Source organism: Pseudomonas aestiva (genome assembly GCF_039908605.1).
Classification (GTDB): domain Bacteria; phylum Pseudomonadota; class Gammaproteobacteria; order Pseudomonadales; family Pseudomonadaceae; genus Chryseomonas; species Chryseomonas aestiva.
Genome location: NZ_CP150916.1, coordinates 62,734 through 74,595, shown reverse-complemented (window position 1 = coordinate 74,595; position 11,862 = coordinate 62,734). Strand labels below are relative to the sequence as shown.

Annotated in this window: 10 protein-coding genes; 7 read left to right on the top strand and 3 right to left on the bottom strand. The window is 67.6% G+C overall.

Features of this window, described 5'->3' with window-relative positions:
• Positions 1 to 26 precede the first annotated feature (26 nt).
• Complete coding sequence (locus tag AABM56_RS00335) at positions 27 to 983, bottom strand: transketolase family protein (protein WP_133860281.1); 957 nt, start codon at positions 981 to 983, stop codon at positions 27 to 29.
• A complete protein-coding gene (locus AABM56_RS00330; RefSeq protein WP_133860280.1) occupies positions 973 to 1,809 on the bottom strand; it encodes a transketolase in 837 nt (278 codons plus the stop codon). The genes AABM56_RS00335 and AABM56_RS00330 overlap by 11 nt, the downstream gene beginning before the upstream one ends.
• A 388-nt stretch (positions 1,810 to 2,197) precedes the next feature.
• Between AABM56_RS00330 and AABM56_RS00325 the strand changes: the two genes are divergently transcribed.
• The 7 genes from AABM56_RS00325 to AABM56_RS00295 all read left to right on the top strand — a co-directional run bounded on the left by AABM56_RS00325 (position 2,198) and on the right by AABM56_RS00295 (position 10,201).
• Entirely contained in the window at positions 2,198 to 3,142 is a 945-nt protein-coding gene (locus AABM56_RS00325; RefSeq protein ID WP_252977283.1) for an ABC transporter permease, read from the top strand.
• A 56-nt stretch (positions 3,143 to 3,198) separates the two neighbouring features.
• Positions 3,199 to 4,131, top strand: coding sequence for a sugar ABC transporter substrate-binding protein (locus AABM56_RS00320; protein WP_027597270.1), 933 nt, complete (start codon positions 3,199 to 3,201; stop codon positions 4,129 to 4,131).
• A gap of 100 nt (positions 4,132 to 4,231) precedes the next feature.
• Positions 4,232 to 5,737 (top strand): sugar ABC transporter ATP-binding protein, encoded by a 1,506-nt coding sequence (locus tag AABM56_RS00315; protein WP_133860278.1) that lies wholly within the window; start codon positions 4,232 to 4,234, stop codon positions 5,735 to 5,737.
• Between the two features lie 14 nt (positions 5,738 to 5,751).
• Positions 5,752 to 6,516 (top strand): SDR family oxidoreductase, encoded by a 765-nt coding sequence (locus AABM56_RS00310; RefSeq protein WP_133860277.1) that lies wholly within the window; start codon positions 5,752 to 5,754, stop codon positions 6,514 to 6,516.
• 54 nt (positions 6,517 to 6,570) lie between these two features.
• Positions 6,571 to 7,371: an SDR family oxidoreductase gene (locus AABM56_RS00305; protein WP_133860276.1), complete on the top strand. Its 801-nt coding sequence runs from the start codon at positions 6,571 to 6,573 to the stop codon at positions 7,369 to 7,371.
• 321 nt (positions 7,372 to 7,692) lie between these two features.
• Positions 7,693 to 8,643 (top strand): sugar-binding transcriptional regulator, encoded by a 951-nt coding sequence (locus AABM56_RS00300; protein WP_133860275.1) that lies wholly within the window; start codon positions 7,693 to 7,695, stop codon positions 8,641 to 8,643.
• A 139-nt stretch (positions 8,644 to 8,782) separates the two neighbouring features.
• Positions 8,783 to 10,201 (top strand): MFS transporter, encoded by a 1,419-nt coding sequence (locus AABM56_RS00295; RefSeq protein WP_347883785.1) that lies wholly within the window; start codon positions 8,783 to 8,785, stop codon positions 10,199 to 10,201.
• Positions 10,202 to 10,213: 12 nt separating this feature from the next.
• On the opposite strand, the gene AABM56_RS00290 is transcribed toward AABM56_RS00295, so the two are convergent.
• Positions 10,214 to 11,845 carry a methyl-accepting chemotaxis protein gene (locus AABM56_RS00290; protein ID WP_166655877.1) on the bottom strand — a complete coding sequence of 544 codons (1,632 nt, stop codon included), beginning with the start codon at positions 11,843 to 11,845 and terminating at the stop codon, positions 10,214 to 10,216.
• Between the last annotated feature and the right edge of the window lie 17 nt (positions 11,846 to 11,862).

Below are 11,862 nucleotides of genomic sequence, written 5' to 3'. Positions count from 1 at the left end.
TTCTTGTCGTGGCAGACGCCTGAGCCTCAGCGCAGGCGCTGCACCGCGGCAACGATACCGGCGGAATCGATACCATGCTTGGCACGGGTCGGGCCGCGGCCACCGGCGGCGGCATACTCGCCATCGGCGATGCCCAGGCGGATCAGCGGCACGCTCAGCGCGGCTTCGGCCATGACCTCGGCGACCAGGCTGCCCACCCCGCCGTTGACGTTGTGCTCTTCTACCGTGACCACTCCGCCGCGAGCGGCGCAGAGGGCTTCCAGCAGCGCCTCGCGCTGCAGCGGACGGATCGACGACAGATTGATCACCTGGGCGCTGATGCCCTGCTCGGCCAGCGACCGCGCGGCCTCCACCGCCTCATGGACCACCGAACCCAGGGCCACCAGGCTGACGTCGTGACCCTGGCGCAGCACGTCGACCTGGCCAGGGACGAAGCGGTAGTCGGACTCATGCAGATCGGGCAGCGCCTTGCCGTCCAGGCGGATATAGACCGGACCGTCATGGGCCAGGGCGTGCTCGACGATCTGCCGGCACTCGCGGCCATCGGCCGGCGCATAGATCTCCACGTTGCCGAAGCCGCGCATCACGGCGATGTCGTCGAGGCTGTGGTGGGTACTGGCCAGGGGACCATAGCTGGCCCCGGCGTTGAGCCCGAACATCTTGACGTTGGACCTGTTGTAGCAGACGTCCACCTTGACCTGTTCGTTGGCGCGGGAGATCAGAAAGGGCGCGGCGTTGCAGGTCACCGCCACCTTGCCGGCGAGGCCCAGGCCGGCGGCCACCCCGACCAGGGTCTGTTCGGCGATGCCGACGTTGACCAGGCGCTCCGGGAAGCGTTTGACGAAGGGGCCGATCTTGGCCGTGGAGGTGGAGTCGCTGACCACCGGCACCAGGTCGACGCCGGCGTCCACCGCGGCGATGAAGGCCTCGACCATGACGCTGGCGAGATGGGCTTCGCCCGGGATCTGGGTATCAGTGGCCATGGTCGAGTTCCTCCAGTGCAGCGGCGATCTCGTCGCCCTTGGGCACCCGGTGGTGCCATTCGGGTTTGCCTTCGATGAAGGAAACCCCCTTGCCTTTGACGGTATTGGCGATCAGCACCTGGGGCTGGCCGCGGTGTTCGCGCAGCGCTTCCAGGGTCTCCACCAGCTGGGCCACGTCGTTGCCATCGCACTCGACCACATGGAAGCCGAAGGCGCGCCACTTCTCGGCCAGGGGCTCCAGCGGCAGGATCTCGGCGGTGGGACCGGCCAGTTGCAGGCGGTTGTGGTCGACGATCACCGTGAGGTTGTCCAGCCGGTACTTGGCGGCGGTCAGCGCCGACTCCCAGTTGGAGCCCTCGCCCAGTTCGCCGTCACCGGTCAGCACATAGACGCGGCGCGGACTGCCATCGCGTTGGGCGGCCAAGGCGATCCCGGTGGCGACCGGCAGGCCGTGGCCGAGGGCGCCGGTGTTGAGCTCGATGCCAGGGGTCTTCTGCCGCACCGGATGACCCGGCAGGTGGGAGTCGAAATGCTGGTAGGTGTCGAGCCATTCCGGCGGGAAGTAGCCGGCCTCGGCCAGGCAGCAGTAGAGGCCGCCGACGCCATGGCCCTTGCTCTGGATGTAGATGTCGCGCTGGGGATCGGCGAGGCGTTCCGGAGCGACGTCGAGCAGGCGGAAATAGAGGGTGGCGAGGATGTCGGTCTCCGACAGATCCGCCCCGGTATGGCCGCCGGCAGGCGAGCCGGCATTGAGCTGGATGACGCGCCGGCGGATCAGCCGGGCCTTTTCGCGAATCTGCGCGACGTCGTACTGGAACGGATTCATCAGGCGACCCCCTCGGGTATCCGAAGCTGCGATGGAGCAGACGCCTGCCGAGGTTTCAGTGGGCGTCTTATGAATATTTATTCGTCACTGAAAATATATTTATCATTTAGACCCCAATCCGCAGGGCCGTCAATAGCCAGGAAAGGCCGTTGGCGATCTGGCGAGCGGATAGAATGCGGGGCGGGATGCGGGATTGCCGAAGCCATCGCGTTCGGCATGCAGCGATGAAAAGGCGCTTGACTTCCATTCGCAACAGGCGGAGTCTGAATTAAAAATCAGGCACGCATAAATATTCAGGCGAGCCGGACACAAGAACAATAACCCCTAGGAGAAGTGCGTGGACGCCAAAGCCCCGACCGCCTCGCCACCCGCCAAGCCCCTCGCTCGCCTGGCACTGCGCCTGCCGCGCAACGTCGGCGGCCCGCTGATCGGGCTGGCGCTGCTGATCGCCGTGTTCTCCTTTGCCTCGGAGTACTTCTTCTCCGTGCGCAACGCCCTCAACATCCTCGACCAGGTGACCGTGCTCGGCATCCTGGCCATCGGCATGACCCTGGTCATCGTCATCGGCGGCATCGATCTGTCGGTGGGCTCGGTGCTGGCCTTCTCCATGATGCTGCTGGGCTGGCTCTACCAGGACATCGGCTGGTCGCTGGGCTTGGCGATTCCCGCCGCCATCCTCGGTGGCCTGGTCTGCGGCCTGGTTTCGGGGCTGCTCATCGCCAGGGCCCGGCTGCCGGCGTTCATCGCCACCCTGACCATGATGTCGGTGGCCCGCGGCCTGGCCAACATCCTCACCGACGGTCGCCAGATCGTCGGCTTCCCGGACTGGTTCACCAACCTGGCCACGGTGCGGCACTTCGGCTTCCTCTCGGTCACCGTCGGGCTGTTCCTGCTGATGCTGCTGGTGGCCTGGGTGTTCCTGCGCTTTCGCGCCGGTGGTCGCAACCTCTATGCCATGGGCGGCAGCGCCGAGGTGGCGCGGTTGTCGGGCATCAAGGTGCGCACCATCACCATCTGGATCTATGCCCTGAGCGGCGCCCTGGCGGGCCTGGCCGCGGTGGCCATGGCGGCGCGCCTGGATTCGTCCCAGCCCAGCGCCGGCCTGTCCATGGAGCTGGATGCCATCGCCGCGGTGGTGATCGGCGGCGCCAGCCTCAGCGGCGGTGTCGGCAGCGTCGGTGGCACCCTGGTCGGGGTGCTGATCATCGGCGTGCTGCGCAACGGCCTGAATCTGCTGGGGGTCTCGCCCTTCGTGCAGCAGGTGGTCATCGGCATCGTCATCGCCCTGGCCGTCACCCTGGACACCCTGCGCCGCCGTAACGGGCAGCGCTAGGTCAGATCTGCTTCGTCTCGTCACCGCAGTACAACAATAACAACGGAGTGCCATCCATGCTGACCCCCAAGAAGCTGTTGCTCAGTACCCTGTTCGCCGCCATCACCTGCACCGGCGCCCTCAATGCCCAGGCCAAGGAACTCACCGTGGGCCTGGCCGTGGCCAACCTGCAGGCCGACTTCTTCAATCAGATCAAGCAGGCCGTCGAGGCCGAAGGCAAGGCCAAGGGCATCAAGGTGATCACCGTGGACGCCCAAGGCAACTCGGCGACCCAGGTCAACCAGATCCAGGACCTGATCACCCGCCAGGTCGACGCCCTGATCTACATCCCGGCCGGCGCCACCGCCGCCGGTGTCCCGGTCAAGGCGGCCAAGGCCGCCGGCATCCCGGTGGTGGCGGTGGACCGCAACGCCCCCGACGCCCCGGGTGACACCTTCATCGCCAGCGACAGCGTCGCCGCCGCCCGCACCCTGGCCGAATACGTCGGCAAGGTCACCAACGGCAAGGGCCGCGTCGCCATCCTCCAGGGCCAGATCGGCACCACGCCGGAAAACGATCGCGCCAAGGGCTTTGCCGAAGGCCTGGCCAAGTTTCCCGAGCTGAAGGTGGTCGCCCAGCAGCCCGCCGAGTGGGCCCAGGACAAGGGCTTCGCCGTGGCCCAGGACATGCTCCAGCGCGATCCCAACATCAGCGTCTTCTTCGGCCGGGCCGACGCCATGGCCCTGGGTGCCGCCCAGGCGGTCAAGGTCGCCAACCTCGACCATCCGGTGACCATCGTCGGCTTCGACGGCGACGTGGCCGGCCTCAAGGCGGTGGCCGCCGGCACCCTGTCCGCCACCATGACCCAGCAGACCCGCAAGATGGGGCGCATGGCCCTGGAATCGGCGGTGGCGCTCAAGGAAGGCAAGCAGGTACCCAAGGAGCAGCTGCAGGAAGCGATCCTGACCACCAAGGATAACGTCGCCCCCTTCATCGAGAACCATCCGTAACGGATCGTCTGGCCAGCGGCGGGTAACGGCCGCCGCCTCCCGCCCTTATCCAGGTGCCTCCAGAGGGAGGCACAGCTTCTGCTCCCCCTTCGGAGGCCCCATGTCCGCCGTCATGCCCCTGGAACAGCCCGCCGCTCTCAGCCTGAGAAACATCGGCAAGAAATACGCCGGCATCGAGGTGCTGGCCGGGGTGGACGTCGACATCCAGCCGGGCGAGGTCCTGGCCCTGCTCGGCGAGAACGGCGCCGGCAAGTCCACGCTGTCGTCGATCATCGCCGGCCTGGTACCCCCCGAGGCCGGTGGGCGCATGACCTGGCTGGGTCGCGACTACGTCCCGGATTCCCCCGGCGCCGCGCTGGCCGCCGGCATCGGCCTGATCCACCAGGAGATCCGCCTGCTGCCGGAGCTGACCATCGCTGAAAACATGTTCGTCGGCCGCCTGCCCATGCGCGGCGGGCGGATCGATCGCGCCTTCATGGCAACCGAGGCCCAGCGCCAGCTGGATCGCCTGGGCCTGAAGGTACCCGCCACACGCACCGTGGCCGGCCTCAGCGTGGCTGCCCAGCAACTGGTGGAGATCGCCAAGGCGCTGACCCTCAAGGCACGCCTGCTGATCCTCGACGAGCCCACCGCGGCCCTAGGTGGCGAAGAAACCGAGTTGCTGTTCGCCCAGGTCGAGCGGCTCAAGGCCGAGGGCGTGTCCTTCATCTATATCAGCCATCGCCTGGAAGAGATCGCGCGCATCGCCGACCGGGTGCTGGTCTTGCGCGACGGCCGCCAGATCGCCCTGCACGCCACCGCCCAGGTGCCGGTGCGGCAACTGGTGGAAGAGATGGTCGGGCGCAGCGTGGAACGCATCTTCCCGGCCATGGCCGCGCCCGGTACGCAGGAAGTGCTGCGGGTCAAGGATCTCAGCTGCCGCGAGATGCCGCTCAAGCACATCGATTTCGCGGTGCGCGCCGGCGAGGTGTTCGGCGTGGCCGGGGTGGTCGGCGCCGGCCGTACCGAACTGGTCCGCGCCATCGCCGGCGCGGCCGAGCAGGTCACCGGCACCCTGGTGCTGGAAGGCCGGACCTGCCGCTTCGCCAGCCCGTGCGAAGCCATCCAGGCCGGCATCGTGCTGGTGCCCGAGGATCGCAAGCAGCAGGGCGTGGTGGTCGACCACGCCATCGAGGAAAACCTCATCTATGGCAACACCGATCTGCTCGCCGCCGGTGGCTGGGTGTCGCCCGGCAAGCTGCGCGCCTTCGCCCGCAAGGCGGTGGCGCGGCTCGGCGTGAAGGGCCAGCCGGAGCAGGCCATCGCCGCCCTCTCGGGTGGCAACCAGCAGAAGGTGATCATCGCCAAGTGGCTGGCGCGCAATCCCAAGGTCTTCATCCTCGACGAGCCCACCCGCGGCATCGACGTCGGCGCCCGCGCCGCCATCTACCAAGTGATCGCCGAACTGGCGGCCACCGGCATGGCGGTGATCGTGGTCAGCTCGGACCTCGACGAGGTCCTCGGCCTGTCGCACCGGGTCATGGTGATGAGCCGTGGCCAGCAGATGGGCATTCTCGAACGTGAACAGGCCACCCCGGTGGCCGTGATGGAATTGGCTACTGCCTGACTAGGAGTTTTCCCATGCGTCTCTTCGATCTCGGCGGCCAGACCGCCTTCGTCACCGGTGCCGGCAGCGGCATCGGCCAGGCCATCGCCATCGGTCTCGCCGAGGCCGGGGCCCAGGTGGCCTGCTTCGACCTGCCGGGCAGTCGCGACCTGGCCGGTACCGTCGAGCGTATCCAGGCCCACGGCCGCCGTGCCCTGGCCCTGGAAGGCTCGGTGACCAGCGCTGCCGATCTCGAGGCCGCCGTGGCCCGTACCGAAGCCGAACTCGGCCCGCTGAGTCTCGCCGTCAACAGCGCCGGCATCGCCAACGCCCAGCCGGCCGAGGAACTGGAATTGGAGCGCTGGCAGCGCATGCTCGACATCAACCTCACCGGGGTGATGCTCAGCTGCCAGGCCCAGGCGCGGGTGATGCTGCCGCGCGGCAAGGGAGCCATCGTCAACATCGCCTCCATGTCCGGCAGCATCGTCAACCGCGGCCTGCTGCAGGCCCACTACAACACCTCCAAGGCCGGCGTCATCCACCTGACCAAGAGCCTGGCGATGGAGTGGGCCGAGCGCGGCATCCGGGTCAACTGCATCAGCCCCGGCTACACCGCCACGCCGATGAACACCCGTCCCGAGGTGGCCGACCAGGTCAGGATCTTCGAGCAGACCACCCCGCTGGGCCGCATGGCCGAGGTGGAGGAAATGGTCGGTCCGGCGATCTTCCTCTGCAGCCCGGCGGCATCCTTCTGCACCGGCGTCGATCTGATCGTCGATGGTGGTTTCGTCTGCTGGTAACAACCCGCTGGCGATCACGCGTGCCTGATCGCCAACCGCTCTAGGAGGTTTCACGTGGAACGTCGCTTCGCAGGTCAAACCGTGGTCATCACCGGCGGTTGCCGCGGCATCGGTGAGGGTATCGCCGAGCGCTTCGGTCGTGAGGGCGCCAACCTGGTGCTGGTCTCCAACGCCGAGCGGGTGCACGACACCGCCGCGCGGCTGGCCGCCGAGACCGGTGCCGAGGTGCTGCCGCTGGTGGTGGACATCACCGACGAGGCGGCGGTGGCCGACCTCTATGCCCAGGCCGAGGCCCGCTTCGGTCGCATCGACGTCTCGGTGCAGAACGCCGGGATCATCACCATCGACGCCTTCGACCGCATGCCGCGCGAAGACTTCGATCGCATCCTGCAGGTCAACACCACCGGCGTCTGGCTGTGCTGCCGCGAGGCAGCCAGGCGCATGGTCGCGGCCGGGCGTGGCGGACGCCTGATCAACACCAGCTCCGGCCAGGGTCGCCAGGGCTTCATCTACACGCCGCACTATGCGGCGAGCAAGATGGGCGTCATCGGCATCACCCAGAGTCTGGCCCATGAACTGGCGCGCCATGGCATCACGGTCAATGCCTTCTGCCCGGGCATCATCGAAAGCGAGATGTGGGACTACAACGACCGGGTCTGGGGCGAGATCCTTTCCACCCCGGAAAAGCGCTATGGCCAGGGCGAACTGATGACCGAGTGGGTCGGCAACATTCCCATGAAGCGCGCCGGCACCCCCGCCGACGTGGCCGGCCTGGTGGCCTTCCTCGCCTCGGCGGACGCCGGCTACATCACCGGCCAGGCGATCAATGTGGACGGTGGCCTGATCATGTCCTGAGAAGCTGCTCATAGGCGGCTACGCGTCGGCCAAACGGCGTTGAAAGCCCTTCGGAATGTTCATTTACCACTCGTAAACTCCGCTTCCTCAGGGCTTTTCGCCTTGCCTGACGCTAGCTCGCGCGCTGACGAGCAGCCTCGGGCAGGAACGCCCGGCCGCAAAAGCCTTGGCGTCCGGCGGGAGGCTGAGGGAAAATAGCTGGAAAATGCGCCTTTCTAACAGGTACGTGCCTGCTTTTCGGTGGTTCGTCGCGGCCAGGGGACTTCCCGGTCCGGGCTGGCGGCCGCGAGCACGGCGTATCCGCTGGTACCGGGAATCTGGATGAGTAACCTCGAAGAACAACGCCTGCTGACCAAGATTGCCTCCCTCTACTACGAAGAGGGACTCAAGCAGTCGCAGATCTCCGAACAGCTCGACCTGTCGCAATCCTTCGTCAGCCGCGCCCTAAGCCGAGCGCTCAAGGTAGGCATCGTGCGCATCTCGGTGCAGCGCCCGCGCAACTTCCATCTGGAACTGGAGCGTCAGCTGCAGCAGCGCTACGGCATCCGCCAGGCCATCGTGGTGGAGCCCACCGGCGACGACGAAGAGGCCATCAAGCAGGCCATCGGCTCGGCGGCCGCCCACTACCTGGAAACCAGCGTCACCGAGAAGGACCACATCGGCATCTCCTCCTGGAGCTCCACCATCCGCGCCATGGTCGGCCACATGCACCGGGGCAGCAGTCGCCAGGGCGCGACCGAGGTGGTGCAGCTGCTCGGCGGGGTCGGCAACAAGGGCGCCTTCGAGGCCACCCTGCTGACCCAGCAACTGGCCAACCTGCTGGGTTGCCCGGCCTATCTGCTGCCGTCCCAGAGCATCGAGCAGTCACCGGAAAGTCGCCAGCGCATCCTGCAGCTGGACGAGGTGCGCGAGGTCACCGAACGCTTCGCCCGGCTCACCGTGGCGCTGGTCGGCATCGGCGAACTGGAGCCGTCGCAGCTGCTGCGCAACAGCGGCAACTACCATGGCGAGGCCATGCTGGAGGTGCTCGCAGCCCGCGGCGCGGTGGGCGACATCTGCCTGAGGTACTTCGATGCCCAGGGCCGGCCGGTGCTGGACGACAGCGAAGAGACGGTGGTCGCGGTGGATCTGCCGCAACTGCTGAAGATCGACCGCGTGGTGGGTCTGGCCGGCGGCCTGCGCAAGGTCAACGCCATTCGCGGCGCGCTACAGGGTGGTTATCTGGACGTCTTGGTGGTCGATCTGCGCACCGCTCTGGCTCTGGTTCCCTGATCGACGCAACGCGCTGCCAGAAACCGGCTCGAAAACGCGATTTCCTGCCAAACCGTACGTTACATTTGGAAATCTTTGGCAACATTCGGCACGGGCTGATCCGTAAGCTGTAGGACGACTGTTCTCTGGATAGCGTCCCATGACCTCTGCGTCTTCGGCTTCGGCCACTGCCCTGCCCCCCTCCCAGCGCGCCGCCGCCCTGTCGGCGCGTCTCGATCGCCTGCCAGCCACCCGCAGCCTGTGGCGCCTGGTGGCGCTGCTGTCCATCGGCGGCTTCTTCGAACTCTACGACCTGTTCCAGACCGCCTACATCAGCCCCGGTCTGTTGCGCGATGGCGTCTTCCAGACCGGCGCGGCCGGGGTGTTCGGCGTCTCCGACCAGGCCGCCTTCGCCGCGGCCACCTTTCTCGGCCTGTTCGTCGGCGCCAGCCTGCTCAGCCCCATCGCCGACCGCTTCGGCCGCCGGGCGATCTTTACCTGGGCGCTGGTCGGCTACACCCTGGCGACCCTGGCCATGGGCCTGCAGACCACCGCCCTGGGGCTGATCGTCCTGCGCTTCGTGGTGGGCATCGGCCTGGGCCTGGAGCTGGTGACCATCGACGCCTATCTGTCGGAACTGGTGCCCAAGGCCATGCGCACCTCGGCGTTCGCCTTCGCCTTCGCCCTCCAGTTCCTCTCGGTGCCGGCGGTGGCGTTGCTGTCCTGGTGGCTGGTGCCCCAGGCGCCGCTGGGGATCTCCGGCTGGCGCTGGGTGGTGCTGTCCAGTGCCGTCTTCGCCCTGTTCATCTGGTGGCTGCGCCAGCGCCTGCCCGAATCACCGCGCTGGCTGGCCCAGCAGGGCCGGCTGGACGAAGCCGAACAGGGCGTGGAGCGCCTGGAAGCCGCCTGCCAGGCCGACTGCGGCCAGCCGCTGCCGCCGCCAGCGGCAGTGGTGGAAGAACCTGCGGTAAGCGCGCGCTTCGCGGCGCTGTGGCAACCACCCTATCGGCGCCGGGTGATCATGCTGATCGTCTTCAACCTGTTCCAGGCCATCGGCTTCTTCGGCTTCGGCAACTGGCTGCCGGCGCTGCTCTCCGGCCAGGGCGTGAACCTGACCCACAGCCTGGGCTATGCCTTCGTCATCACCCTCGCCTATCCGCTAGGGCCGCTGCTATTCGTGCGCATCGCCAATCGCTTCGAGAACAAGTGGCAGATCGTCGGCTCCGCCCTGGGGACGGTGGGCTTCGGCAGCCTGTTCGCCCTGCAGCAGGGTGCCCTCGGTCTGATCCTCTGTGGCATCGGCATCACCTTCTGCAACGCCTGGCTGACCTTCGCCTTCCACTCCTACCAGGCCGAGCTGTTTCCCACCGCCATCCGCGCCCGGGCGGTGGGCTTCTGCTATTCCTTCAGTCGGCTGTCCACGGTGTTCAGCAGCCTGCTGATCGGCACCCTGCTGGAGCGCCTGGGCACCCCGGGGGTGCTCGCCTTCATCGTCGCCAGCATGCTGATCGTGGTGCTGACCATCGGCCTGTTCGGCCCGCGCACCCGCAACCGGGCGCTGGAGGCCATCGCCCGCTGAAGGATTCCGGGTTCAGAGCCGGAATTGCCGCACCGCACCGCTCAGGTCACCGGCCAGGCGCGCCAGGTCGGTGCTGGCGGCCGCGGTCTGCCCGGCCCCGGCGGCGTTCTGGGTGGACAGGTCGCGAATGCTGGTGAGGTTGCGATCCACCTCGCGGGCCACCTGGGCCTGCTCCTCAGTGGCGGCGGAGATGCTCAGGTTGCGCTCGGTGATCTGCCCGATGTGGCGACCGATCTCGGCCAGGGCCTCGCCGGCGGCCGCGGCCACCTCCAGGCAGACACCAGCCTGCTGATTGCTGGTGGCCATGGCGTCCACCGCCTTGCCGGCGCCGCCCTGAATGGCGCCGATCATGTCTTCGATCTCGCCGGTGGACTGCTGGGTACGGGCCGCCAGGGCGCGCACCTCGTCGGCCACCACGGCAAAGCCGCGACCCGCCTCACCGGCACGCGCGGCTTCGATGGCGGCGTTGAGCGCCAGCAGATTGGTCTGCTCGGCGATGCCGCGGATGACGTCGAGCACCCCGCTGATGCGTTGCACCTGGGCGGCCAGGCCGTCGATCTCGCCACTGCTGGAGGTCACGGCGCCGTGCAGGGCGTGGATGGTGGTGAGGGTCTCCTTGACCCGGCGCTGACCGAGGTCGGCCGAGGTGCGCGAATCCTGGGCGGCGGCGCTGGCGGCGGCGGCGTTGCGCGCGACCTCCTCCACCGCGGCGGTCATCTGGTTGACAGCGGTGGCCGCCTGGGCTAGTTCGTCGTTCTGCCGCTGAATGCCGCGCAGCCCGGTATCGGTGACCGTCGACAGCTCTTCGGAGGTGGATGCCAGGGTGGTGGACGACAGGGTCAGCCGCTCCAGGGTGCCGCGTAGGTTGTCCTGCATCCGCGCCATGGCCGCCAGCAACCGGCCGGGTTCGTCGCGCCCGTCCGGCTCGACGGTCCGGCTGAGGTCGTTGGCGGCGATGCGCTCGGCCACCGCCAGGGCCTTTTCCAGCGGCCCGGTGAGGCTGCGGGTAAAGCGCCAGGCCAGCAGCAGGGTACTGGCCAGGGCCGCCACCATCACCGCCACGGTGATGGCGATGGCGTTGTGGTAGCTGGCCATGGAGGCAGCGGCCAGCCGCGTGACCTTGCCGTCGACCACCCCGGCGAGTTCGTTGACGGTAGCGCTCAGGGCATTGCCACTGTGGGCCATCTCGCCGTCCTGCCCGGCCAGCTTGAGCAGCTCGGCGTCGTTCTGGTCGTCCAGCGCCTTGAGATAGCGATTCTGGTTGTTCAGGTAGGTGGCCAGCTGGCCGGTCATCCGGGTGTAGACCTCCCGCCCGGTGTCGGTGAGCAACAGGGCGTCGAACTGGCGCACATGCTGTTCCAGGCTGGCCTTGGCCGCCTCGATGGCCTTGTGCACCGCCTGGGTCTCGGCATTGGAGCTGGCCAGCATCAGCCCCTGGTTGTGCATGCGCAGACTCAGCAGATCGGCACGGATCTCGCCGATGGTCTGGACGCTGGGGATGACATTGCCGACGATCTGCTCCTCGCCCTCCTTGATGACGCGATTCTGGCCCAAGGAAAACAGCCCGAGGCCGATCACCAGCAGGGCGAAGAAACCAAAGGCAACCAGGGCCCGCGGGGCGATGTTGAGGGAGCGTAGCTTCACCGGCAAGACCTCGAAAA